The organism is Variovorax sp. J22P240, from assembly GCF_030316855.1.
Classification (GTDB): domain Bacteria; phylum Pseudomonadota; class Gammaproteobacteria; order Burkholderiales; family Burkholderiaceae_C; genus Variovorax.
This window is the reverse complement of sequence record NZ_JASZYR010000002.1, coordinates 525,937-549,891: the sequence shown is the minus strand read 5'-3', so window position 1 is coordinate 549,891 and position 23,955 is coordinate 525,937. Positions and strand designations below refer to the sequence as shown.

The 23,955-nt window shown below is 66.5% G+C and carries 24 protein-coding genes; 12 read left to right on the top strand and 12 right to left on the bottom strand.

The genetic code is table 11. From position 1 onward, the window contains the following. Positions 1-6 precede the first annotated feature (6 nt). The 4 genes from QTI24_RS09530 to QTI24_RS09515 form a co-directional block, all read right to left on the bottom strand. Positions 7-468, bottom strand: coding sequence for a methyltransferase family protein (locus tag QTI24_RS09530; protein ID WP_286599956.1), 462 nt, complete (start codon positions 466-468; stop codon positions 7-9). A gap of 96 nt (positions 469-564) precedes the next feature. Then, a complete protein-coding gene (locus QTI24_RS09525; RefSeq protein ID WP_286599955.1) occupies positions 565-1,530 on the bottom strand; it encodes a Bug family tripartite tricarboxylate transporter substrate binding protein in 966 nt (321 codons plus the stop codon). A 33-nt stretch (positions 1,531-1,563) separates the two neighbouring features. Further along, positions 1,564-1,929, bottom strand: coding sequence for an AtuA-related protein (locus QTI24_RS09520; RefSeq protein ID WP_286599954.1), 366 nt, complete (start codon positions 1,927-1,929; stop codon positions 1,564-1,566). Then, the gene (locus QTI24_RS09515; protein WP_286599953.1) at positions 1,926-3,314 is read right to left on the bottom strand and encodes an acyclic terpene utilization AtuA family protein; all 1,389 of its coding nucleotides are present in this window, start codon (positions 3,312-3,314) and stop codon (positions 1,926-1,928) included. The genes QTI24_RS09520 and QTI24_RS09515 overlap by 4 nt, the downstream gene beginning before the upstream one ends. Before the next feature lie 78 nt (positions 3,315-3,392). Here QTI24_RS09515 and QTI24_RS09510 point away from each other — a divergent pair, with 78 nt between their 5' ends. After that, positions 3,393-4,307 (top strand): LysR family transcriptional regulator, encoded by a 915-nt coding sequence (locus QTI24_RS09510; RefSeq protein WP_286599952.1) that lies wholly within the window; start codon positions 3,393-3,395, stop codon positions 4,305-4,307. Here QTI24_RS09510 and QTI24_RS09505 read toward each other — a convergent pair whose 3' ends face one another. Continuing rightward, a complete protein-coding gene (locus QTI24_RS09505; protein WP_286599951.1) occupies positions 4,308-4,730 on the bottom strand; it encodes an Lrp/AsnC family transcriptional regulator in 423 nt (140 codons plus the stop codon). Between the two features lie 142 nt (positions 4,731-4,872). Between QTI24_RS09505 and ctlX the strand changes: the two genes are divergently transcribed. The 3 genes from ctlX to QTI24_RS09490 all read left to right on the top strand — a co-directional run bounded on the left by ctlX (position 4,873) and on the right by QTI24_RS09490 (position 7,691). Continuing rightward, the gene (gene ctlX / locus QTI24_RS09500; RefSeq protein ID WP_286599950.1) at positions 4,873-5,814 is read left to right on the top strand and encodes a citrulline utilization hydrolase CtlX; all 942 of its coding nucleotides are present in this window, start codon (positions 4,873-4,875) and stop codon (positions 5,812-5,814) included. 144 nt (positions 5,815-5,958) lie between these two features. After that, a complete protein-coding gene (locus QTI24_RS09495; RefSeq protein ID WP_286599949.1) occupies positions 5,959-6,237 on the top strand; it encodes a YMGG-like glycine zipper-containing protein in 279 nt (92 codons plus the stop codon). Positions 6,238-6,332: 95 nt separating this feature from the next. Continuing rightward, on the top strand, positions 6,333-7,691 hold the full coding sequence (locus tag QTI24_RS09490; RefSeq protein WP_286599948.1) for an alpha/beta hydrolase: 1,359 nt from the start codon (positions 6,333-6,335) through the stop codon (positions 7,689-7,691). Positions 7,692-7,700: 9 nt separating this feature from the next. Here the strand turns inward: QTI24_RS09490 and QTI24_RS09485 are convergent, their stop codons facing one another. Next, positions 7,701-8,348, bottom strand: coding sequence for a DedA family protein (locus QTI24_RS09485; protein WP_286599947.1), 648 nt, complete (start codon positions 8,346-8,348; stop codon positions 7,701-7,703). A gap of 49 nt (positions 8,349-8,397) precedes the next feature. Here QTI24_RS09485 and mutL point away from each other — a divergent pair, with 49 nt between their 5' ends. From mutL to QTI24_RS09465, 4 genes are all read left to right on the top strand, one after another. After that, positions 8,398-10,245, top strand: a complete 1,848-nt coding sequence (mutL, locus tag QTI24_RS09480) for a DNA mismatch repair endonuclease MutL (RefSeq protein ID WP_286599946.1) — start codon at positions 8,398-8,400, stop codon at positions 10,243-10,245. A gap of 192 nt (positions 10,246-10,437) precedes the next feature. Next, positions 10,438-11,394 carry an alpha/beta hydrolase gene (locus QTI24_RS09475; protein ID WP_286599945.1) on the top strand — a complete coding sequence of 319 codons (957 nt, stop codon included), beginning with the start codon at positions 10,438-10,440 and terminating at the stop codon, positions 11,392-11,394. Positions 11,395-11,439: 45 nt separating this feature from the next. Then, positions 11,440-12,435 (top strand): tRNA (adenosine(37)-N6)-dimethylallyltransferase MiaA, encoded by a 996-nt coding sequence (miaA, locus tag QTI24_RS09470; protein WP_503011231.1) that lies wholly within the window; start codon positions 11,440-11,442, stop codon positions 12,433-12,435. Continuing rightward, positions 12,432-13,088 (top strand): ABC transporter ATP-binding protein, encoded by a 657-nt coding sequence (locus QTI24_RS09465; protein ID WP_286599943.1) that lies wholly within the window; start codon positions 12,432-12,434, stop codon positions 13,086-13,088. Before miaA ends, QTI24_RS09465 begins: the two co-directional genes overlap by 4 nt. Here QTI24_RS09465 and QTI24_RS09460 read toward each other — a convergent pair. Then, positions 13,085-14,053 carry a threo-3-hydroxy-L-aspartate ammonia-lyase gene (locus tag QTI24_RS09460; RefSeq protein ID WP_286599942.1) on the bottom strand — a complete coding sequence of 323 codons (969 nt, stop codon included), beginning with the start codon at positions 14,051-14,053 and terminating at the stop codon, positions 13,085-13,087. The two genes, QTI24_RS09465 and QTI24_RS09460, sit on opposite strands and share 4 nt — an antisense overlap. A gap of 120 nt (positions 14,054-14,173) precedes the next feature. Between QTI24_RS09460 and QTI24_RS09455 the strand changes: the two genes are divergently transcribed. Genes QTI24_RS09455 through QTI24_RS09445 form a run of 3 tightly spaced genes read left to right on the top strand, consistent with a single transcriptional unit; the run spans position 14,174 to position 18,364 of the window. After that, positions 14,174-14,530, top strand: a complete 357-nt coding sequence (locus tag QTI24_RS09455) for a YciI family protein (protein WP_286599941.1) — start codon at positions 14,174-14,176, stop codon at positions 14,528-14,530. After that, entirely contained in the window at positions 14,527-15,768 is a 1,242-nt protein-coding gene (locus QTI24_RS09450; RefSeq protein ID WP_286599940.1) for an RNA polymerase sigma factor, read from the top strand. Before QTI24_RS09455 ends, QTI24_RS09450 begins: the two co-directional genes overlap by 4 nt. Positions 15,769-15,799: 31 nt before the next feature. Next, positions 15,800-18,364, top strand: a complete 2,565-nt coding sequence (locus tag QTI24_RS09445; RefSeq protein WP_286599939.1) for an FtsX-like permease family protein — start codon at positions 15,800-15,802, stop codon at positions 18,362-18,364. A gap of 12 nt (positions 18,365-18,376) precedes the next feature. On the opposite strand, the gene QTI24_RS09440 is transcribed toward QTI24_RS09445, so the two are convergent. Together QTI24_RS09440 and QTI24_RS09435 are read right to left on the bottom strand one after the other, a co-directional pair. Further along, complete coding sequence (locus QTI24_RS09440) at positions 18,377-19,177, bottom strand: alpha/beta fold hydrolase (RefSeq protein WP_286599938.1); 801 nt, start codon at positions 19,175-19,177, stop codon at positions 18,377-18,379. Positions 19,178-19,215: 38 nt separating this feature from the next. Continuing rightward, positions 19,216-19,602 carry a DUF1801 domain-containing protein gene (locus QTI24_RS09435; RefSeq protein ID WP_286599937.1) on the bottom strand — a complete coding sequence of 129 codons (387 nt, stop codon included), beginning with the start codon at positions 19,600-19,602 and terminating at the stop codon, positions 19,216-19,218. Between the two features lie 50 nt (positions 19,603-19,652). On the opposite strand from QTI24_RS09435, the gene QTI24_RS09430 reads away from it, so the two are divergent. Then, positions 19,653-20,714 (top strand): lipocalin-like domain-containing protein, encoded by a 1,062-nt coding sequence (locus QTI24_RS09430; protein WP_286599936.1) that lies wholly within the window; start codon positions 19,653-19,655, stop codon positions 20,712-20,714. Between the two features lie 18 nt (positions 20,715-20,732). Here the strand turns inward: QTI24_RS09430 and QTI24_RS09425 are convergent, their stop codons facing one another. The 3 genes from QTI24_RS09425 to QTI24_RS09415 form a co-directional block, all read right to left on the bottom strand. Further along, the gene (locus tag QTI24_RS09425; protein WP_286599935.1) at positions 20,733-21,722 is read right to left on the bottom strand and encodes a branched-chain amino acid ABC transporter permease; all 990 of its coding nucleotides are present in this window, start codon (positions 21,720-21,722) and stop codon (positions 20,733-20,735) included. Positions 21,723-21,734: 12 nt separating this feature from the next. Continuing rightward, positions 21,735-22,610 carry a branched-chain amino acid ABC transporter permease gene (locus tag QTI24_RS09420; protein WP_286599934.1) on the bottom strand — a complete coding sequence of 292 codons (876 nt, stop codon included), beginning with the start codon at positions 22,608-22,610 and terminating at the stop codon, positions 21,735-21,737. 131 nt (positions 22,611-22,741) lie between these two features. Then, complete coding sequence (locus QTI24_RS09415) at positions 22,742-23,935, bottom strand: ABC transporter substrate-binding protein (RefSeq protein WP_286599933.1); 1,194 nt, start codon at positions 23,933-23,935, stop codon at positions 22,742-22,744. Positions 23,936-23,955 lie beyond the last annotated feature (20 nt).

Below are 23,955 nucleotides of genomic sequence, written 5' to 3'. Positions count from 1 at the left end.
CCCCTCTCACAGCCAGCGCCGCACGCGCTGCTGGTAGGCGGCGTACTCCGCCCCGAACAGCAAGGACAGCGCGCGCTCCTCGCTGGCAATCTGGAACCGTTGGATGTAGAGAGCGAACAGGGGCAACACGGCCAGCGCGAGAAGATCCCAGAGGAAGACCGCCCACGCCAGCAAGTCCAGCAGCAGCCCGAGGTACATCGGGTTGCGCGTCAAGCGGTAGACCCCGCGGGTGACAAGGGCGGATGCCATGTCGGGCGTGAACGGGTTCATCGTGGTTCTCGACTGGTGAAAAGCCCGCATCCCAGCCACGCTGAAGGCCACACCCGCCGCGGCGACCACGATGGCGAAAGTGGCGCGCCACGCGAAAGGGGCCTCCACATCCGGCGGTAGCAGCGATACCAGCCACATCAACAAGGCGGCGGCCAGCGCGACAAGCGGAGGGGGAATCCGATGCTCCAGCACATTCATGAGCGGCCTCTTTGGAAACGGCGGGAACCATCTTGCTCCACGCGCGCCGCGCCTGGCAAAGGGTTCTCTCGCGGCCGCACTCCTTGCGTAGCGGACCTACTCGGCCTCGATTCCCGCGGCTTTCACGATGCGCCCCCACTTCTGCGATTCGCCGGCCTGGAACTTCGCGAGTTCTTCCGGCGAGGTCGTGAATACCTCGGTCCCGGTCGGCTCGTAAAACGCAGCCTTGGCCGCCTCGCTCTTGGCTGCCTTGACCAGCAACTCGTTCAGACGCTTGACGACCGCGGGCGGCGTCTTTGCCGGTGCGTACGCGGCGAACCAGTAGCCCATCTCGTAGCCTTTGACGCCGGCCTCCGAGATCGTCGGCACATCGGGCGCCAGCGGCGAGCGCGTGGCACTTGAAACACCCAGCGCACGCAGCTTGCCGGACTTGACTTGCGGCAGGCCGGTCGCGGTGTCCGTGATCATCATGTTGATCTGGCCGCCGAGCAGGTCCGTCACCGCGAGCGTGTTGCTCTTGTAGGGCACGTGCAGCAGCTTGATGTCGGCCATCTGCTGCAGCAGCTCGCCCGCCATGCGGCTCGACGAACTGCCGCTTCCGAAGCTGTACTTGCCCGGCTCTTTCTTCGCGAGCGCTACGAATTCCGCAACTGTCTTGGCGGGGAAAGAGGGGTTGACCACCATGATCTGGCCGCCCTTGCCCAGCGCGGCGATCGGCGCGTAATCCTTCACCGGGTCGTAGGGCAGCTTCTTGAAGAGGTGCTCGTTGGCCGCGTGCGTGGTGTTGGTGGTGATCAGCACGGTGTAGCCGTCGGCCGGCGCCTTGGCCACCTGCTGCGAGGCGATGAAGCCGCTGGCGCCGGCCTTGTTGTCGATCACCACCGGCTGCTTCGTCTCAGCTGTCACGCCGTTGCCGAGCGCGCGGGCGATCTGGTCGGTTGCCGTGCCTGCGGCAAAGGGCACCACGAACGTAATGGGCTTGTCGGGGAAGGCTTGTGCCTGGGAAAGCAGCGGGACGATGGCCAGTGCAGCGGCGAGCACCGTGAAGGGAAAGCGTGTCATTGTTTGTCTCCGGAAAGGTTGGGAAATACGAACTCAATATTCATCACTGCCGGCAAGCAGCGAAACCAATTCATGCGGAACGCGGATCCGCAGATCGAGCAGAAGAAAGGACAACGCTTTGCCATGCGTATCGAGGTTCAGCGCATCGTTCACGCCGCCGTCGAGCACGCCGTCGAGCACGAAGTTCATCGCGTGCAGCCTGGGCAGCAGATAGCGCTGCACGCCGGCAGGCGCTCGATGTCGAAACTGGGCAGCCACCGCCTCGGGCGTGACCTGCTCCACCAGCATCGGATAGAGCGCCGGATGCCATGCGATGACGCTGATGTTGGAGCGGTCGCCCTTGTCGCCCGTGCGGCCATGCGCGGCGCGGTAGAGCGGGATGTCGATGGTCGTGTTCATGCGGGCGTCTCCTCGTCGATCCTTGCGAAGCTCACGGGCACGGCTTCGCGCGGCAGCAGGCAAGAGATCGTGTTGAGCCGCGGCGTGAGCGAGGTCCGCACGCCGCCGCCTCCCGCCGGGCCACAGGTGTAAAGCGCCATGACTTCGCGCGCGAGGCGCTCGGCCTGCGCGCGGTCCTCGTGCGTCGCTGCAACCCGCAGCCGGATGTCGCGCAAGCCCGCATCGGGCGTCGCCGCGAGCGTGCGGCCCGCGTCGTCTCCCAGCACGCTGACGGCACCGATGAGATCGACGCGCAGCGCCAAGTCGACCAGGCGCTTCTTCAGCACATCGGCGGCCAGCCTCGCGCGCGCTTCGGCCCGCGGACCGGCATAGGAGATCTCGCCTTCGGCCAGCCAGCCCCCCTCATGGCAGACGTTGACCTTGTAGTGCGTCGGCCGCGCATGCCCACGCACACCCGACACCGCCACACGGTCCGCGCCGAGTCCCTGGACTTCCGCATCGGAGATGTCGGCGACCACATCGGGCGTCAGGTAGGCGGCCGGATCGTGCACTTCATAGAGCAGTTGCTCCTTGACTGTCGCCTCCGTCACGAGGCCGCCCGTGCCGTCCGCCTTGCCGATGGTGCAGCGGCCGTCGGCATCGATCTCCGCAATCGGAAAGCCGACCGCCTCCAGACCCGGCACCTCCTTGTAGCCGGGGTCGGCAAAGTAGCCGCCACAGACCTGCGCGCCGCATTCGAGAAGATGGCCGGCCATGGTCGCGCGGCCGAGCCGTTCCCAGTCGTCGCTGCGCCAGCCGAAATGCGACATGGCCGGACCGACAGTGAGCGAGGGATCGGCCACGCGCCCGCAAACCACGATCTGCGCACCCGCATCGAGCGCCGCGGCGATCGGCTCGGCGCCGATGTAGGCGTTGGCACTGACAACGCGGATGTTGTCCATCTCCGCGCCGAGTTGCTTCCGCAGCTGCGCAAGTTGCGCCGGCGCGGAAAGGTCGTCGCCCTCCACCACCGCGATGTGCGGCGCCGCCGCGCCCAGTTCGCGCGCCATGCGCCCGATATGCCGCGCGGCGGCGCGCGGATTGGCAGCGCCGAAGTTGCTGACGATCCGGATGCCGTGCGCCAGGCAGCGCGCCAGCACCGGTCGCAGCATCGCATCGAGGAGGGGCTCGTAGCCCGCTTCAGGGTCGGCGCGGCGGCGCAGTTGCGCGAGCGCCAGCGTGCGCTCGGCCAGGGTTTCGAAGATCAGGAATGCGCGTTGGGCTGCGGGGCCGTTCTGCAGGCGGGCGATGAGCGTATCGACCACCGGACCGGCTGCGTCCGTGCGGTCACCGGAAAAGCCGGCGGCGCAGCCGATGAGGAGCGCGGGGCGGTCGATGGAGTTCATGGGTGCACTCTAGACCCGGCGCCTTCATCCGTAAAATCGAAAGTTCGGATCGATTAATCCATATTTCGGATCAATGCATTGAAGACTCCCGATCTTTCGACGCGGCAGTTGCGCGCGTTCCTGGCGCTGGCCGACCAGTACAACTTCACGCGGGCAGCGCAGAGCTGCCATCTCTCCCAACCCGCGTTCAGCGCGGTGATACGCGGCCTCGAGGACGCGCTGGGCACGCGGCTGTTCGACCGCGACACCCGCAGCGTGCAGCTGACACCCGAGGGCCGCTTGTTCGAAGGCTCGGCACGTCGCCTGCTGGACGACATGGGCGGCGCGATCAGGGACCTCGCCGACCACGTCGAGCGGCGCAAGGGCCGTGTGCGAGTCGCCGCCCTGCCGTCGCTCGCCGCCGGTTGGCTGCCGACGATCCTCGCGGAATTCCAGCATGCATGGCCCGGAATCACCCTCGAGTTGCACGATGCGCTGTCGGACGCCTGCATCGCGCAGCTGCGCGGCGGACAGGCGGATTTCGCGCTGGCTTCATCGGAGGCTGGAACCGCATCGGCCAGCGACCTGCTCGCACGGAAGCTGTGCAGCGACCGGTTTCACCTGGTCTGCCGCGCGGACCATCCGCTGGCAACGGAACCGCGCCTGACGATGAAAAAGCTCGCGCCGTGGCCCTTCATCCAGATGGCGCGCAACAGCAGCGTGCGCCAGTCGCTCGACGCCGCGTTGCACCCGCTGAGGCTCAACGCGACTTTCGAGGTGGAGCATCTCGCCACGGTCATGGGGCTGGTCGAAGCGGGCCTGGGCATCAGCGCGGTGCCGGCGCTGACGCTGTTTCACTTTCGCCGCGAGACGCTGGTGACCCGACCGTTGCCGCTGCCGGCGCTGAAGCGCACGGTGTACCTCGTGCGCCGTCGCGAAGGCAGCCTCTCGGTGGCCGCACAAACGCTTCACGACCTGATCATTGCCCGGCTGGGCGCGCTTCAGCTGGATTGATCACAGCTTGTAGGTCGACAGCAAGATGCTCGTCTCGCTGTTCGATATGCCGGGGATCAAGCGGATCGCGGTCAGCACCCGGTCGAAGGCCTCGAGCGAATCGGCGCGCAGTTCGGCGATCAGGTCCCAACGCCCGTTCGTGGTGTGGAGCGTCACGACATTGGCGTGACCTCGCAGCGCGCGTCGAACCTCCGCGCCATGCGGCCCGTCGACCTCGATGCTCATCATGGCCCGGATGCGATGGGGCTCCGCGTCCGGTCGAAGTCGCACGGTGTAGCCGACGATGGTTCCGTCGCTCTCCAGCTTGCTGATCCGGTTCTGAACGGTGGCGCGCGCCACACGGAGCTTCTGGGCCAGGGCCACCACGGACATGCGGGCGTCGTCGCGCAGCAGGGCGATGAGTTGGCGGTCGGTGTCGTCCATCTGTCAATTTGCCATATCCAGTCGACATAATGTAAACATCAACTTCATTTTTGACAAGGTGAATGGTTCATCTTGGCACCTCTGGCTGGAACAATGAACCCATGCCGCAGTCAGCGGTGCAGCCCTCAGGAGAACCCACACGATGTCGCGTTTCCTCTCGATCCAGGCCCCTTCCGCAATCGTCATGATCCGGCCGCACGGCTTCACGCCCAACCCGGAGACTGCCGCCGACAACGCATTCCAGAGCCGGGCCGAACAGGAGTCCGCGCAAGCCGTCGCCCGCTCTGCTTACCGCGAGGTGACTGCTGCGGCCGAGCGCCTGGAAGCCGAAGGGGTGCGGGTGCATCTTTTCGAGGATCGCGGCGAGCGCGACACACCGGATTCGGTCTTCCCCAACAACTGGTTCTCCACGCACCCGGGCGGCCACGTCGCGCTCTACCCGATGTACTGCGAGAACCGCCGCCGCGAGCGCCGTCCGGACGTCATCGAGATGCTCAAGTCCGAGTACCGCGTGCAGGAAGTCATCGACTACTCCGGCCTGGAGCATGACGGCCTCTTCCTCGAAGGCACCGGCGCGATGGTGTTCGACCATATGGCGCGCGTCGCCTATGTCGCGCGCTCCCATCGTGCAGACCCGGTCGCGCTGGAGCGCTTCAGCACGCATTTCAATTTCGAGCCGATGGCGTTCGACTCGGCCGATCCGAGCGGGCGGCCGGTCTATCACACCAACGTGCTGATGTGCGTCGCGACCGAATTCGCGATGGTGGGCCTCGACCTCGTCTCCGATGCCCGCCGCGCGAATGAAGTGCGCGCACGGCTCGAAGAATCGGGACGCGATGTCATCGCATTGAGCCCGCATCAGATCGCCAACTTCGCGGGCAATGCGATCGAGTTGTCCGGTCGCGACGGTCGCATCCTCGCACTCTCGCAGCGCGCGTTCGACAGCCTCACGGCACAGCAGAAAGCGGTCATCGAACGGTCGGCGCGGCTGGTTCCGCTCGCGGTGCCGACGATCGAGATGGCCGGCGGATCGGTGCGCTGCATGATCGCGGGCATTCATCTTTCGCGGAGGCATCTCGCTTAGCGCAAGCCGTGGTCGTGCACTGCGGGTCGCTGCAGTCGCGCACGGGGCGACCGCCCTTTCGGGCAATACACCGGGGCCGTCTCCTACATTCCGGCGCAGCGTTCTCCACAGAATGAATCCACCAATCACTGAAAGGTGGACATCATGAAGACAAGACTTTGGATCTCGGCAGCGGCTGCTGCTTGCGTTCTTACTTTGGCCGGCTGCGCAAGCGGCCCCAACCAGAACCTCGGGACCGCGGGTGGGGCGGTGGGCGGCGCGCTGATCGGCAACGCCATCGGCGGCAACACGGCCAGTACAGTCGGTGGCGCGGCTGTTGGTGGTCTGATCGGCAACCAAGTGGGCCGTAGCGTCGACGAGCGCAATCAGCGCAACTACTACCCGAGCAATAGCTACTACCCGAACAACGGTCCGCGCTACTGAGCAGCCAGCTAGCGCGAATCACCAAGTGGCGTAGAAAAACGGCGCGCCTTCGGGCGCGCTTTTTCATGGCGAGTGCGTGATCGTATAAACGCGGCATGAGACAAGACATTCTTCGATCCTTCATCGCCACTTGGGTCATCGTGCTGAGTGCATGCAGCGCCATCCCCGACAAGCCGTCCCCGCAAGTTGCAAGCGCTTCGCCCATCACGTCGCCATGCCCCAAGGGCGTCCCCGCCGACACGCGGTGCTACAGCGGCCAGGACGGCGCAGGCGCCTTCTACTGGATCGCCATTCCTGCCGAGTGGAACCGGGTGCTCGTGATGCACGCACATGGCGGCCCCGAGTTGGGTGCTCCCTCCATGGCACGCGCCACCGAAGACTTGCAACGATGGGCCGTCACGCTGAAGGCAGGCTTCGCGTGGGCAGGATCGACGTACCGGCGCGGCGGCTATGGCGTCACGATGGCTGCCGAAGACACCGAGCGACTGCGTGCCTTGTTCGTCCAGACCTTCGGCGCACCGCGGCGCACCTTGCTGCACGGACAAAGCTACGGGGCGGGCGTCGCCGCGAAAGCGGCCGAGCTGTACGCGACGGTCGACGGGCGCAAGGGCCCGTACGACGGATTGCTACTTACCAGCGGCGTACTCGGCGGCGGCACGCAAGCCTACGACTACCGGCTGGACTTGCGTGTGGTCTACCAATACGTCTGCAACAACCATCCCTTGCCCAGCGAGCCTGCGTACCCGCTGTGGCAAGGGCTTCCGCGTGAATCGAAACTCACGTCCGCGGAACTGCTGCGCCGCATCGACGCCTGCACCGGCGTGCGCATGTCCGCAGAAGATCGGACGGCGCAACAGCGCGCAAATCTCGCCACGCTCCTCGACACCGTCCGCATCCCCGAACGTTCACTCGTAGGCAACATGAATTGGGCGACCTTTCTGTTCCGCGACGTGGTGCAGGAGCGACTCGATGGCGGCAACCCCTTCGGCAACATCGGCGTGAAGTACAGCGGCTCGCGCGACGACGCTGCACTCAATGCCGGTGTGCTGCGTTACCCAGCCGACCTTGCCGCAGTGAGCAAGCTGGCCGCTGATAGCAATCCGACCGGCCGCGTGAACATCCCGACGCTCGGGCTCCACGCCATCGACGATCCGACTGCCTTCGTCGAGCTCGAATCGGTCTACCGCGATGTGCGGGAGCGCGCGGGCACGGCGGACTTGCTGGTGCAGACCTTCAGCCGCGAATCCGAACACAGCTACCTGAGCGATGCCGAATACCCGACGCTGTTCGCCGCTCTGCTCGACTGGATCGACAACGGCCGCAAGCCGACAACGGAAGGCATCGCTGCCCGCTGCAAAGACATCGAAGCGCGCTTCGGAGGCGGGTGCCATTTCGATCCCACCTATGTTCCGCAACCGCTGACGGTGCGCGTGCCGCCCCGGCAGCGGCCGTAGTGTGGCGACTCAGTGCGCCGACGACGCGCCGCGGGCGCGCCAGGCGCCGTAGATCGCGATCAGGCCCGGCACCAGGATCAGCGCCCAGATGATCTTCTCGAGGTGCTCCTTCACGAGCGGAAGGTTGCCGAAGAAGTAGCCGACGGTGCAAAGGCCCACCACCCATATCAACGCACCCACGACGTTGAAAAGAGTGAATTTGCCCCGGTTCATCTCGGCCACGCCCGCCACGAAGGGCGCGAAGGTGCGGATGAACGGCATGAAGCGCGCCAGGATGATGGTGACGCCACCGAAGCGCTCATAGAACGCATGGGCCTGGTCGAAGGCCTTGCGGTTGAAGAATCGCGAGTTCTCCCACTGGAAGACCTTGGGGCCGAAATAGCGGCCGATGCTGAAGTTGCACTGATCGCCAAGGACCGCAGCCACCAGCAGGATCGGCACCGCCAGTCCGAAGCTCATCAGCCCCGCGCCGCACAGCGCGCCGACGATGAACAGCAACGAATCGCCCGGCAGGAAAGGCATGACGACCAGCCCGGTCTCGACGAACACGATCAGGAACAGCAGCCCGTACACCCATGGCCCATAGGCAATGACGAAGGCTTCGAGGTGCTTGTCGATATGCAGGACGAAGTCGATGAGAAAGCTGATGATTTCCATGGCGCGCATTATCGCGACAGGGGCGGAAGCCCCCTTTTAGAATGTTCGCGTGAGCGCCCTTCCCTCTTCCATCGATCCGGCCGCACGCCGCCCCATCCGCGAACTTCCTGACGAGCTCATCAGCCAGATCGCGGCTGGCGAGGTGGTGGAACGGCCCGCGTCCGTGGTGCGCGAGTTGCTCGACAACGCGCTCGACGCCGGTGCGCGCCAGATCACGGTGCGGCTTTCTGCCGGCGGTGTGCGCTTGATCTCTGTAGAGGACGATGGACAAGGCCTGCCGCGCGACGAACTGCCGCTGGCCCTGCGCCGCCATGCCACCAGCAAGATCGCCAGTCTCAACGACCTCGAGACGGTCGGCACGATGGGTTTTCGAGGCGAAGCACTCGCAGCCATCAATGCCATTGCGGAGCTGAGCATCCTCTCGCGCTTCGCCGGCGCCGACAACGCCTTCATGCTCGATGGCCGCACCGGCGAGTTGCGCCCCGTGGCCCGCGCGATCGGAACGACCGTCGAAGTGCGCGAACTCTTCTTTGCGACGCCTGCGCGCCGCAAGTTCCTCAAGACCGACGCAACCGAGTTGGCGCATTGCATCGAGTCGGTGCGCCGTCATGCCCTCGCGCGGCCCGAAGTCGGCTTTTCGATCTGGCATGAAGGCAAGCTGGTCGAACAGTGGCGCGCTGCGGCCGCACGCGATCAACGGCTTGGCGACACGCTCGGCGACGACTTCGTGACGCACAGCGTTGCGGTCGAGCACGTCGCCGGCCCGGTGCGCGTCACGGGCCGCGCCGGCATTCCCGATGCGGCGCGTTCGCGGGCCGACCAGCAGTTCTTCTACGTCAATGGCCGTTTCGTGCGCGACAAGGTACTCGCACACGCCGTTCGCAGCGCTTACGAGGACGTTCTGCACGGCCAGCGCCAGCCGGTCTACGCGCTGTATTTGGAGATCGATCCCGCGCGTGTCGACGTCAACGTGCATCCGACCAAGATCGAAGTGCGATTCCGCGACGGGCGTGAAGTGCACCAGGCGGTACGCCACGCCATCGAGGATGCACTCGCCGCGCCCCGCGCCGGCGACGCCACCGCCGCGCCGGCCGAGCCTTTCTTCAAGCCGCGCATGCTTCCGGCATCGGCGTCGTGGACGCAACCCGCGATGCCATTCGCCGCGGAGCGTGGCCTCGGCGATGCCGCTGCCATGTGGCCCGCCTACCGGCAGGAAAAGCCTGCGGACACCCCAGCGGTCGCAAGCACCTCCTGGGTCGCACCTGCGGCGCCGGCTGCACGACAGGAAGCCGCCCCGCCCACCGAATCCGAAGCCTGGCCTCTCGGCCGCGCACTGGCCCAGTTGCAGGGCATCTACATCCTGGCCGAGAACAACCAGGGTCTGGTGATCGTGGACATGCACGCGGCGCACGAACGCATCGTGTACGAGCGCCTCAAGACCCAGCTGGACGGCGCCTCGATCGCCAGCCAGCCACTGCTGATCCCTGCCACCTTTGCCGCCACGCCGCAGGAAGTGGCGACTGCCGAGGCCTGCGCGGCGGTGCTGCCATCGCTCGGCCTCGAGATCACGCCCTTCTCGCCACGCACCCTGGCGGTGCGCGCCGTTCCCGGTACCCTGGCCGACGGCGACCCGGTCGAGCTCGCTCGCAGCGTACTCGCCGAACTTGCCAATCACGACGCCAGTACCGTCGTGCAGCGCGCCCAGAACGAGTTGCTCTCCACCATGGCCTGCCACGGCGCGGTACGAGCCAACCGCAGGCTTACGCTCGACGAAATGAACGCGTTGCTGCGCCAGATGGAGGCGACCGAACGGTCCGACCAGTGCAATCATGGCCGTCCGACATGGCGCCAGCTTTCGGTGCGCGAGCTGGATTCGCTGTTCATGCGCGGGCGTTAGGCCGCTACTTTTCCTTCGCTTACAAACTGCCGGCCAAGACGTTTCTTCGCTTGCCGGCTGCGAAATTCCGCGCATTTGACGGTGGTTGAGGCCCAATCCGAGGGTTTTCATGGGTCATCGGAGGACCGGGCACGCGCGTTGCATGAGGTCTTTCGTTGAACTTTCCGGCCTCTCGCCTGTCCTTCAGCCTTCATGAAATCCTGGACCCTCTTCGCATCCGCCACCGCCCTGGTCGCCCTGCTGGCGGGTGGTTGTTCCACCCTCGACGAGCGTCAGCGCGAGTGGATCTTCCAACCCAGCGACCGAAGCTGGGGCAATTCGGAAGCCATGAGCCAGGGAATGGACGACGTCTGGATCGATTTCAAGTCACCGCTCACGGGAGAGCCCGCGCGGCTGCACGGCCTGTGGCTCGGCGGCGCACCCGAATCACCCGATACGCCTGTTCTGCTTTACCTGCATGGTGCACGGTACAACGTGGCCGGCTCCGCACCCAGAATGCGCCGAATGCACGAATTGGGCTTCGCGGTGCTGGCGATCGACTACCGCGGCTTCGGCAAGAGCTCCAAGGGATTGCCCTCTGAGGACTCGGCCCGAGAGGATGCGTATGCCGCATGGACCTGGCTGGCAGCGAAGCACCCCCAGCAACCGCGCTACATCTTTGGCCATTCGCTCGGCGGCGCTATCGGGATCGACCTGGCATCCCGCGTGAACGACGAGAGCGGCACCATCGTCGAAAGCACCTTCACCTCGATCGCCGACGTGGTGGGCAGCTTCAAGTGGGGCTGGCTGCCCTTCGGTCCCTTCATCACGCAACGCTTCGAAGCCATCAGCAAGGTCAAGGACATCGGCGCGCCCCTGCTCGTGGTGCATGGGGCGGCGGACAGCCTGATCAACCCGACGCTGGGCCGCAAGCTGTATGACGCGGCGACCGTGCCCAAGCTGTTCGTGCTCGTCGAAGGCGGATCGCATCACAACGCCAATTCGATCGGCCAGGCGCAGTACCGCGCAGCCCTGTCGCAGCTCTTTCGAATGAAAGAGCCGCCCACCGACATGGCCGCTGGCGCCGAAACGGCTGCAGCGACTGCACCACCCGCGCTGCCCGACACCACCTCGCACCGTCAAGCCCGCCTGTCCGGACAGGCGATCTGACGCGCCCCGGGCGGTCCGTTCACCGGCTTTGTTAACCTCGGGCGCATGCCGCCCTCTGTCGTACCGGCCCTTTCGCAAACCGTGCCGCGTGCTTCAGGCACGTCGGCAGCACAGCCTTCGCCGCGCTACGTCGCACTGGCCGGACCCACGGCATCCGGCAAGACCGCTGCCGCACTGGCCATCGCCCGCGCGCGGCCCATCGAGATCGTCAGCGTCGATTCGGCGCTGGTCTACCGCGGCATGAACATCGGCACCGCCAAGCCCACGCCTGACGAACGCGCCGAAGTCCCGCATCACCTCATCGACATCCGCGATCCGCGCGAGGCCTACAGCGCCGCCGCATTCGTACAGGACGCCAAGCGGCTGATCGGCGAGATCAGCGCGCGCGGCCGGCTGCCGCTGCTGGTGGGCGGCACGATGCTCTATTTCAAGGCGCTGGCCGACGGCATCGACGCCATGCCGGCAGCCGACCCCGAAGTGCGCAGGCAACTCGAAGCCGACGCCGCCGCACTGGGCTGGCCCGCGATGCACGCACGCCTCGCGGAAGTCGATGCCGTCACCGCCTTGCGCCTGGCGCCCAACGACAGCCAGCGCATACAGCGCGCACTCGAGGTCTGGCACAGCAGCGGACAGCCGCTTTCGAGCTTTCACGCGGCGGGCGCCGCCGACGGTGGCTGGCAGGCCACCGCGCTCCTGTCCCTGGAACCCACCGACCGGGCATGGCTGCATGAACGCATCGCCGCGCGCTTCGACGCGATGCTGTCGTCCGGCTTCATCGCCGAGGTGCAGGCCCTGCGCGCAAGAGGCGACCTGGTCGCGGATTTGCCGTCGATGCGCTGCGTCGGCTACCGCCAGACCTGGGAAGCGCTCGACGGCGAATGGCCCATTGCCGAGTTGCGCGAGCGCGGCATCGCGGCCACGCGCCAACTCGCGAAACGCCAGATCACGTGGCTGCGCAGCATGCCGCAGCGCAAGGTGATCGCAGCGGAGGCCCCCGACGCCATCGAGCAGATCGTGCGGCAGGTCGTCGACATCGCATGACGCTGCGCATCACGGATCTGGGCAAGCACTACGGCGAGGTGCCGGTGTTCGAACACGTGTCGCTCGACGTCGCGACCGGCGAATTCGTCGCGATCGTCGGTGAATCGGGCGTGGGCAAATCGACACTGCTCAACTGCATGGCCGGGCTCGACAGCTGGAATTCCGGCACCGTCATTCACGACGGCGTCGATATCGGTGCGCTCGACGCCGAGGCACGAGCGCTTTGGCGCCGCGAGCACGTGGGCTTCGTGTTCCAGGCTTTTCATGTGCTGCCGCATCTGGATGTCGCGCAGAACATCGGGCTGCCCTTGATGCTGCTGGGCCAGCGTGGTCCGGCCAGCGATGCGCGCGTGACGCAGATGCTCGACGCTGTCGGCCTTGCCGGATTGGGCGAGCGCCTTCCGCAGGAACTCAGCGGAGGCCAGTTGCAGCGCGTGGCCATTGCGCGCGCCCTGGTGCACCGCCCGTCACTGCTGCTGGCCGACGAGCCGACCGGCAACCTCGACCCGACCACCGCCGCCCGCGTCATGGATGTGCTGATCGCGCAGACGCGCGAACATGGCGCCTCGCTGGTGCTGGTCACGCATTCGGAAGCGGCCGCGGCGCGCGCCGACCGGGTGCTGCACTTGAGCGCCGACGGAATCAGCGCCTAGGCAGATCCCGCGAGGAGCGCAGCAAAGCGCCCCAGGTCGACGTTGCCGCCGCTGATGATCACGCCCACGCGCGCCCCGCGAATTGCATCGCCTGCGGCGCAGGCAGCCGCGAACGCGAGGCAACCCGTGGGCTCGACCACCATCTTCATGCGCTCGGCGAAGAAACGCATCGCATCGACGAGTTGCGCATCGCTCACGGTCACGATGTCGTTCACGTCGCGCCGGATGATGCCGAAGGTGTATTCGCCCAGGTGCTGGGTCTGCGCGCCGTCGGCAATGGTCTTCGGCGTATCGATGTGGACGATGCGGCCCGCGCGCAGCGACTGCAGGCCGTCGTTGCCGGCTTCGGGCTCGACACCGTAGATCCGGCAGTCGGGCGACAGGGCGCGGGCCGACAGTGCCGAACCGCTCGTCAAGCCACCTCCGCCCAGGCAGACGTAGAGCACGTCGAGCGCGCCGACGTCCTCGATCAGTTCCTTCACCGCCGTGCCCTGCCCCGCGATCACGTCGGGATGGTCGTAGGGCGGGATCAGCGTCATGCCGCGCTCGACGGCCAAACGGCGCGTCAGCGCTTCGCGGTCTTCGGTGAAACGGTCGTACTGCACGACCTCGGCGCCGTAACCCCGCGTGGCGGCGAGCTTGGCCGCAGGCGCGTCGTTGGGCATCACGATCACCGCCGGCATGCCGAGGATGCCGGCCGCGAGCGCGATGGCCTGCGCATGGTTGCCCGATGAAAAGGCGATCACGCCGGCCTTGCGCTGCGCCGCATCGAATTTCGACAGCGCATTGAACGCACCGCGAAACTTGAAGGCGCCCATGCGCTGGAAGTTCTCGCACTTGAAGAAGAACTGCGCACCCCAGCGGGCGTCCGCGGTTCGCGAGCGCAGCACCGGTGTACGGTGGGCATGGCCTTCGAGCCGCGCGGCCGCGGCGATCACGTCGTCGTAGGTGGGAAGTGTCTGCATGACGGGGAGCTTACCCCGCACCCCAAAAAAGTTTGGAACGCCTTGTCGAAATGTCCGCTTGCATACCGTCATTGCTGTGAGCGATCCTGCTCGATGTTCTTCTCTCTTCGCGGAGGTTCCATGCAATACATGTTGATGTTCTACCAGCCCCAGTCCGAATTCGACCAGCGGGACGAAGCGGCCGCGCAGGCCTACCGGGCGGGCTGGATGGCGTACGTCAGTGCAGCGCGCCAGTCCGGCATCGTGCAGAACGGCCATGGCCTGCACCCGCCGATGACCGGCACCACGCTGCGCGTGCGCGGCGACAAGCGCCAGGTGCAGGACGGCCCCTTTGCCGACACCAAGGAGCAACTCGGCGGCTACTTCGTCATCGACGTGACGGACCTCGACACCGCCCTCGAATGGGCGGCCCGCGCGCCCTGCGCCAGCACGGGGGGCGTGGAAGTCCGGCCGGTCTTCAGCACGCCCGACATGTGACCGGCCCGGCGGTCCAGGAGGCACGCGCGGCCGCGGAGAAGGCCGCGCGCCAGTCGTATGGGCGGCTGGTGGCCATTCTCTCGGCGCGCACGCGCGACATCGCGGCATCGGAAGATGCGCTCGCCGATGCCTTCGCTCGCGCGCTCGAGCGATGGCCGGCCGACGGCGTGCCCGAGCGGCCCGAAGCGTGGCTGCTGAGCGTCGCGCGAAACCGCACCCTGGACGCCTGGCGCCACAGCCGCGTGCAGGACGAGGCTGCCCAGACCCTGCTGCTCCTGGCCGAGGAAGTCGGCGCCGATGCCACCGGCGGCGATGCCGTACCGGACGAACGACTGCGCCTGCTCTTCGTCTGCGCGCACCCTGCCATCGATGCGGCGGCGCGCGCACCGCTGATGCTGCAGACGGTGTTGGGGCTGGACGCCGCCCGCATGGCCGGCGCCTTCCTCATTGCGCCGGCCACGCTCGGGCAGCGGCTGGTCCGGGCCAAGGCGCGCATCCGCGCGGCGGGCATCCCTTTTGAATTTCCGCGCGCCGGCGATCTGCCGCAACGGCTGCAGGACGTGCTGGACGGCATCTACGCCGCCTATGGCACCGGCTGGGACGAGGTCGACGGCGCCGATGCCACCCAGCGCGGCCTCACCGCCGAGGCCATCGACCTGTGTCGCATCCTGTGCAGCCTGATGCCGGACGAACCCGAGCCGCTGGGCCTGCTCGCGCTGATGTTCTTCTGTGAGAGCCGTGCTGCGGCGCGGCGCAGCGACGCAGGGGCCTACGTGCCGCTCGATGAACAGGACGTCCTGCGTTGGGACACACCCCTGCGCGAACAGGCCGAGCGGGCGCTGCAGCATGCCGCGGACATGAATGCCGCCGGCGCCTATCAGATGGAAGCAGCCATCCAGTCGGCCCACTGTGCGCGGCGCCTCGGTGCGCAAGTACCTCCGCACGCGGTGCTCGCGCTCTACGACGGATTGATCTCACTGCGCCCGAGCACCGGTGCAAGAGTCGGCCGCGCCTGCGCGCTCGCAACGGCCGACGGGCCGACCGAAGGCCTGCGTGCGCTTGACACCTTCGCGCCGGACGAAATCGCCAACTACCAGCCCTATTGGGCCGCGCGCGCCTACCTGCTAGGTCGCACCGGCGACCCTGTCGCTGCCCGGCAGGCCTACGCTCGCGCAGCGGGCCTCAGCACCAGCCCGGCCGTGCGCGCCTATCTCGCCTTGGCATCCAGCCGGCTTTGACCGGCGTGCGCATCGCGCAGAATGAGGCGGCATGCGCTCGCTGCTTTCAACCTTTTCCTGGCAAGAGCTGCGCCACCATCCGTGGCGCAACGCGGCGGCGGTCGTCGCCGTGATGCTGGGCGTGGCGTTGGCTTTTTCGGTGCAGCTCATCAACGCCTCGGCGCTCGACGAGTTCTCCAGTGCGGTGCGTTCGGTCAACGGCCAGCCCGATCTTGAGCTGCGCGCCGCGCAAGGGAGCTTCGACGAGGCGGTGTTCGCTCAAGTGGCGCAGCATCCGCAAGTGACGCTGGCGAGCCCGGTGCTGGAAGTGCAGAGTCTGACGATCGCGGGCGAGCGCCGCTTGCCGCTGCGCGTGGTCGGCGTCGATGCGCTGGTGCTCCCTTCGATCGCGCCGGCGCTGATGCCTCGGCCCGCCGAGGGCGGCGACCGGCTGGCACTGCTGGCGCCGGGCCACGTTTTCCTCAACGCCGCCGCACGCAAGGCGCTGGGCGATTCCGCGACCACCATGCAGTTGCGCGTCGGCACGCAATGGCAAACGCTCAACGTCGCCGGCCAAGTCGCGGCTGGCGGTGCCGCGCTCGCCGTGATGGACATCGGCGCGGCGCAGGACCTGTTCGAGCGTGGCGGCCGGCTCACGCGCATCGACCTGCGCCTCGCGCCGGGTGCCGATCGCGCGGCCTTCATCCAATCGCTGCGGCAATCGCCCGGCTGGCCGGCGGGCATCCAGATCGCCGAGCCGGGCGACGCTGCGCAGCGGGTGAGCAACCTGTCGCGAGCCTACCGGGTCAACCTGACGGTTCTCGCGCTGGTGGCCCTGTTCACGGGGGCCTTCCTGGTGTTCTCCGTGCTGGCTCTGAGCGTGGCCAAGCGCGCGCAGCAGTTCGCGCTGCTGGGCGTGCTTGGTGTCACCCCGCGCGAGCGGCTGCGGCTGGTGCTGGCCGAATCCATCGCACTCGGACTGATCGGCAGCATGGCTGGCATCGCGCTGGGCACTGCGCTGGCGCAGTTCGCGCTGCAGGTGCTGGGCGGCGATCTCGGCGGCGGCTACTTCGAAGGCGTGGCGCCGACCTTGCGATGGAGCACGGGCGCGGCAGTGCTTTATGGCGCGCTGGGCGTGCTCGCTGCAGGCGTCGGCGGCTGGTGGCCCGCCCGGGCGGCCCAAGCCCTGCCGGAAGCCCAGACGCTGAAAGGCCTGGGTGCCGCGCCCGCGCGCGGCAGCGCGCATGGCATTGCTCTGCTGTTGATCGCGGCCGGCGTGGCCCTGGCGCTGGCGCCGGCGGTGTACGGTATCCCGATCGCGGCCTATCTCTCCGTCGGCTTCCTGCTGGTCGGCGGCATCGCGGCGCTGCCGTGGCTCATCGCCCTGCTGTATGACCGCCTCGCACCCCTGTTCGCGCGACGCGTGCTGCCGCTGCTGGCGATCGAGCGCGCGCGACGCATGCGGGGGACAGCGGCAGTGGCGGTCAGCGGCGTGGTCGCGAGCCTCAGCCTCGCCGTCGCGCTGACCGTCATGGTCGCGAGCTTTCGCGAGTCGGTCACGCGCTGGCTGGATGTGGTCTTGCCGGCCGATCTCTATGTGCGCAGCGCAGCCGGCGGAAGTTCGATCAGCGAGCAGGCGGCCTTCTCGCCGACCTTCGTGCAGTCCCTCGCGCACTTGCCGGGCGTTGTGCGCACCGGCACGCTGCGAACACGGGCCTTGCTGCTCGATCCTTCGCGGCCCTCCGTCACGCTGATTTCGCGCAGCCTCGAAGAAGATGCCGGTCGGTCGCTTCCCTTGCTGGGTGCGGCCTTGCCGGTGCCCGCGGGACAGGTCGGCATCTACGTGAGCGAGGCCATGGTCGAACTCTATGACGCGAAGCCGGGCACGGTCTTCGAGCCGCTGGCACGCGCCTGGGCCACGGGCGCGGCCGGCGAACGGGCGGTGCCACCGGTCTTCTTCGTTGCCGGCGTGTGGCGGGACTACATCCGCCAGTTCGGCGCGATCACCATGGACGCGCGGGACTTCGAGCGGCTCAGCGGCGAGCGCAACGTGAGCGACATCGCGCTCTGGCTTGCGCCGGGAACCCATGCCGGCACGGCCGAGCAGGCAGTGCGCGAGTTTGCGGCGCGCGAACTCGGCACGAGCGAACCCATTGAAATCGCCTCGGTGGGCCAGATCCGCGCGACCTCGCTGCGCATCTTCGACCGCAGCTTTGCCGTGACCTACTGGCTGCAGGCCGTCGCGATCGGCATTGGGCTGTTTGGCATCGCCGCCAGTTTCAGCGCGCAGGTGCTGGCGCGTCGCAAGGAGTTCGGGTTGCTCGCACACCTGGGCTTCACGCGCACACAGGTGCTCGCCATCGTCGCCGGTGAAGGCGCTGCATGGACCGCCATCGGCGCGGTCGCAGGGCTGGTGCTCGGGCTGGCGGTGTCGGTGGTGCTGGTGCACGTGGTCAACCCGCAAAGCTTCCACTGGACCATGGATCTGCTGGTGCCTTGGACGCGCCTCCTCGCGCTGTGCGCGGCCGTGCTGGCTGCCGGCACCATCACGGCTTGGCTGGCCGGCCGCGCGGCGGCGGGACACGATGCGGTGATGGCGGTAAAGGAAGACTGGTGAACTGAAGCCGGCTCAGGAAAGAGACTTCAGGAAGCGGCAGATTTCATCATTGACGATTTCCGGATGCGTCACGGGGCCCATATGACCGAGCGAATCGAACTCGACGACCTGGACGTCGGGCAATGTGCGCTTCAGCAACCTGGCGACGCCGAGGGAAGAGTCCGGCGACTTCTTCCCGGTCATGTAGAGCACTGGAACACGCATTGCGGCAAAGGCAGCGAGGGGAGTCGGTTCAGTCAGCAACGCACGTGCCCAGTTGCGGACGTTGACCATCGAGCCTTCTATCGGGCCTTTGCGAGCGTCGGGCGTGTGTTTCCAGGCGCCTGCGCCCATCCAGTAGTCGATGAAGCATCTGGCTGCCTCGGACGGATCGCCTTGGTCGAGCGCGGCACCGGCGCCCGCCACGGCCGAGCGAATGCCATCGGCTGCATTGGGCGGTGGCGTCTCGGCATCCAGCAGTGCGAACAAGGTCGGCTCGTACAGCGCCAGGGCGCGCACGCGCTGCGGATGAACGATCGCTGCGACGAGCGCAATGGCAGCGCCGTACGAATGGCCGACCAGAACCATGGGATCTCCGGCAAGCGCGAGAACGGGTTCGAGCAGCGCGACCTCGTCGCGGAGCGCAACCTTCCGGTCGGTCGGCCACGTGGGACTCTTGCCCGCTCCAAAAGAGTCGGCCGCCAGCACGTGAAACTGCGGTGCCAGGCGGTCCATGAGGCCGCGCCATTGGCTCGAACTGCTCGCGTTCGAGTGCAGGCACACCACGCCGGGACCGGCGCCGGCTTCGCGAAAGAACGGGCTGAGGATCTGCATGTTCAATGCTCCAGGAACGGCGGTCCGTTGACCCTGTCTCACTTCGCAGCGAGCGTCGGATCGCCCAAGGTTCGATTGAGTTCGACCGCCTCTCGCGTCAGGCGCCGCACCGTGGCGGTATCGACGGCCATTCCTTCGTGCAACTCCAATGTGGCCATCTCGTACTTGCCTCCGGGTTTGAGACCCGGTTCGATGTCACGCAGGCGCTGCCCTCGCCAGAAGCCGAACAGGACACGGCTGTCCTCCGCGCGAATGAGCAGCACCGGCCCGTTCGCCAGATAGACGAGGTGGCGCCACTTCACCACCTCCTCCATCGTTGACGCGGAACGCACCGCGGCTCGCAACCCTTCGACGCACTCGCGCCGCCAGCCATCGAGCGCCAGCACATAGGCGTCGGGACTTGAAGCGGGCGCGGTCTTTTGCATGGGGACTCTCCAGCGCCCGCATTCTTAATCGAATGGCCGAAAATGTGTGAATGAATGCGTCCTCGCAGGGTCTGTCACGTCGCGCTGTGTTGCTGTCCGCGCTCGCGGTGCCTGCGGCATGGGCATTGCCGCCGCGTGCCATGCAGTTTCCGCGCGATTTCGGCAGCCATCCGGACTTGCGCACCGAGTGGTGGTACATCACGGGGCATGCGAAATCCGGTGCGCGTGAATTCGGATTCCAGCTCACCTTCTTTCGCTCGCGCGTCGAAGCGACGCAGTCGATGCGATCCGCCTTCGCTGCTCGGCAGTTGATCTTTGCGCACGCGGCCATCACCGATCTCGAAGGCCGCAAGCTGTGGCACGACCAGCGCATCGCACGCGCGGGCTTCGGCGTGGCCTATGCCTCCGAAGCCGACACCGACGTCCGCTTGCGTGACTGGACGCTCCGGCGCGACGCCAATAGCTATGTGGCACGCCTTCCCGCCAACGGCTTTGCGATCGACTTGCGCTTCAACCCTACCCAGCCGGTAATGCTGCAAGGCAGCGCGGGCCTCTCGCGCAAGGGCCCGGACGCCGAGCAGGCCAGCTACTACTACAGCGAGCCACAGCTCGCGTCGAAGGGCAGCCTGAGCCTGCAAGGCAGGCGCTTCGATGTGCAGGGCACCGCATGGCTCGATCGCGAATGGAGCGAGGCCTACCTGCACCCGGACGCGGCAGGCTGGGACTGGATCGGCATGAATCTCTTCGATGGCGGCGCGTTGATGGCTTTCCGCATCCGGGGCCGTGACGGGTCGGCGATCTGGGCGGGCGGCTCGCTGCGCACCGCCGACGGGCACCAGCGGGTGTTCGGCCCGGACGAACTGCACTTCGATGCCGAAGGTACCTGGACGAGCCCACGCACGAGAGCGGTCTACCCGACACGGTGGCGAATCCAGACGCCTGCCGGCGCCTTCGCGGTACGCGCCCTGCTGGACGATCAGGAGCTTGACGGCCAGGGCTCGACCGGCACCGTGTACTGGGAAGGCCTGAGCAACTTGCTGGATGCGAGCGGAAAATCCGTTGGCCGCGGCTACCTCGAACTCACGGGTTACGCGCAGCCGCTGCGGCTCTGAACGCCTTCGAGCTGGCGCTCAACCCTTGGCTGCCCCACGCCGACGATCGATGAAGGCAATGATCTCGCCCATGATCCCGCGCCGGAAGGCGAGAACGCAGATCACGAAGATCAGGCCCGTGACCATGGTGACCGATTCGCCCAGCGTGTTGAACCAGTCGATGGTCGTGATGCGGGCCAGCAAGTGGCCGAACTCGCCGATCTTGTTCTCGAGCAGCACCACCACGGCCGAGCCGACCAGCGGACCCGAGAGCGTGCCCAGGCCGCCGACCAGCGTCATCAGGATGACCTGTCCCGAAGCGCTCCAGTGCACGTCAGACAGCGTGGCAAAGCCCAGCACCAGCGTCTTGAGCGAACCCGCGAGGCCCGACAGCGCCGCCGAGATCACGAAGGCCAGCAGCTTGAAGCGGCTTACGTCGTAGCCCAGCGAGAGTGCACGCGGCTCGTTTTCCTTGATGCCCTTCAGCACCTGCCCGAAGGGCGAGTGGATGGTGCGCACGATCAGCAGGAACGCGGCGACGACGATCACGAGCGTGACGTAGTACATGGTGAGGTCGTTCTGCAGATCGAGCACGCCGAAGAGCTTGCCGCGCGGCACACCCTGCAGGCCGTCCTCGCCGCCGGTGAACTTCGCCTGCAATGCGACGAAGAACACCATCTGCGCGAGCGCCAGCGTGATCATCGCGAAGTAGATGCCTTGCCGGCGAATCGCCAGCACGCCGAAGAGCCAGCCCAGCAGCGCGCCTGTGATCGTGCCGGCGATGAGCCCCAGTTCAGGCGTCAGGCCCCACACCTTCATCGCATGGCCCGCCACGTAGGCGGAACCGCCGAGGAAAGCCGCGTGGCCGAAGGACAGCAGCCCCGTATAGCCCAGCAGCAGATTGAAAGCCGATGCAAAGAGCGCGAAGCACATGAGCTTCATCACGAACACGGGGTAGGCGCCGGCGAACGGCGCCGCGACCAGTGCGACGAGCAGCAGCAGATAAATGACAGTGGAAAGCTTTTTCATGCAGCTGTCGTCTTATTTTTCTTTGCCGAACAGGCCGGCGGGGCGAATGAGCAGCACGATGACCATGATCACGAACACCACGGTGGAGGAAGCCTCCGGATAGAAGACCTTGGTCAGCCCCTCGATCACGCCGAGCCCGAGCCCGGTGAGGATGGCGCCCATGATCGAGCCCATGCCACCGATCACGACCACGGCGAACACCACGATGATGAGGTTCTGCCCCATCAGCGGCGACACCTGGATCACCGGCGCTGCAAGCACGCCGGCAAAGGCTGCGAGCGCGACGCCGAAGCCATAGGTGAGCGTGATCATCAACGGCACGTTGACGCCGAAGGCCTCCACCAGCCGCGGGTTCTCCGTGCCGGCGCGCAGGTAGGCGCCAAGTCGCGTCTTCTCGATGACGAACCAGGTCGCGAAGCACACGACGAGCGACGCGACGACCACCCAGGCCCGGTAGTTGGGCAGGATCATGAAGCCGAGATCGGTAGCGCTCGCAAGCGCGTCCGGCGTGTCATAGGCAAGGCCCGAGACACCATAGATGGAACGGAACACCCCCTCGATCAGCAGCGTCAGGCCGAGGGTGAGCAGCAAGCCATAGAGATGGTCCAGCTTGTAGATCCAGCGCAGCAGCAGCCGCTCGATGAGCACGCCAAAAAGCCCCACGATGACCGGCGCCACCACCAGCATCACCCAGTAGTTGACGTTGAAATAGTTCATCGCCATCCAGGTGAACACCGCCCCCAGCATGAACAGCGCGCCGTGCGCGAAGTTGATGACGTTGAGCAGCCCGAAGATCACCGCGAGCCCGAGGCTCAGAATGGCGTAGAACGACCCGTTGACCAGCCCCAACAGGAGCTGGCTCAACAAGGCAGGGAGAGAGATGTTCATAGACGTCTTAACAACCGGGAGCGGCCCTCTTCACCAGGGGGCCGCCGCGCCCGGCCGCCCGTAGCGGCCGGCCCGCCCCCGGCAGGGAGTAGGCGCAGCGACACGCAGTGCGCGAAGCCTGGAGGCGAGCTTTACTTCCAAACGGCGCATTTGCTCTCGGCTTTGGTCGTGAAAACTTGCTCGCCGGGCAGCTTGGCGACCACCTTGTAGTAGTCCCACGGCTGCGTCGATTCGGCCGGCGACTTGACCTGCATCAGGTACATGTCGTGCACGAAGCGGCCGTCAGGACGGATGTTGCCCTTGGCGTAGAAGTCGTTGATCGGCATCTTCTTGAGCTCCACCATCACCTTGTCGGCGTCGGTGCTCTTGGCTGCCTGAACGGCCTTCAGGTAGGTCGTGGTGGCGGAATAGTCGGCGGCCTGGATGTCGGTGGGCATGCGCTTGGTCTTGTCGAAGAACCTCTTGCCGAAGGCGCGCGTCTGCTCGTTGAGGTTCCAGTCCCAGCTCGTGGTGAGCAGGAGGCCTTCGGTGTTCTTCAAGCCGAGGCTGTGGATGTCGGTGATGAACACCAGCAAGCCCGCCATCTTCATGCTCTTCGTGATGCCGAATTCCTTGGCAGCCTTGATCGCATTGATGGTGTCGCCGCCGGCGTTGGCCAAGCCGAGGATTTGCGCCTTGGAGTTCTGAGCCTGCAGCAGGAAGGACGAGAAGTCGGATGCATTGAGCGGATGCTTGACGCCGCCGACCACCGTGCCGCCCTTTTCCTTGACGACCTTGGCCGTGTCGCCTTCGAGCGCCGCGCCGAACGCATAGTCCGCCGTCAGGAAGAACCAGTTCTTGCCACCGTTCTCGACCACTGCGCCGCCCGTGCCCTTGGCCAAAGCCACGGTGTCGTAGGCGTAGTGAACGGTGTAGGGGCTGCATTGCTCGTTGGTGAGCGCCGAAGTGCCCGCGCCATTGACGATGAAGACGCGCTTCTTCTCTTGCGCGACCTTCGCCATGGCGAGGCCGGTGCCGGAATTGGTTCCGCCGAACAGCATCGTCAGGTTGTCGGTATCGATCCACTCGCGCGCCTTCGATGCCGCGATGTCGGCCTTGTTCTGGTGGTCGGCCGTGACGAGTTCGATCGGCAGGCCATTGACCTTGCCACCGAAGTCGTCGATGGCCATCTGGATCGCGGTCGCGCCGTTCTTGCCTTCGACGTCGGCGTAGAGGCTCGACATGTCGGTGATGAAACCGATCTTGACCTTCTCCTGGGCCTGCACGGCGCCGGTGGCAAACGAAACGGCAAGGGAAACGGCGGTGAGTGCAATGGTCTTTTTCATGTTCAGGGCAGGGTCAGGTT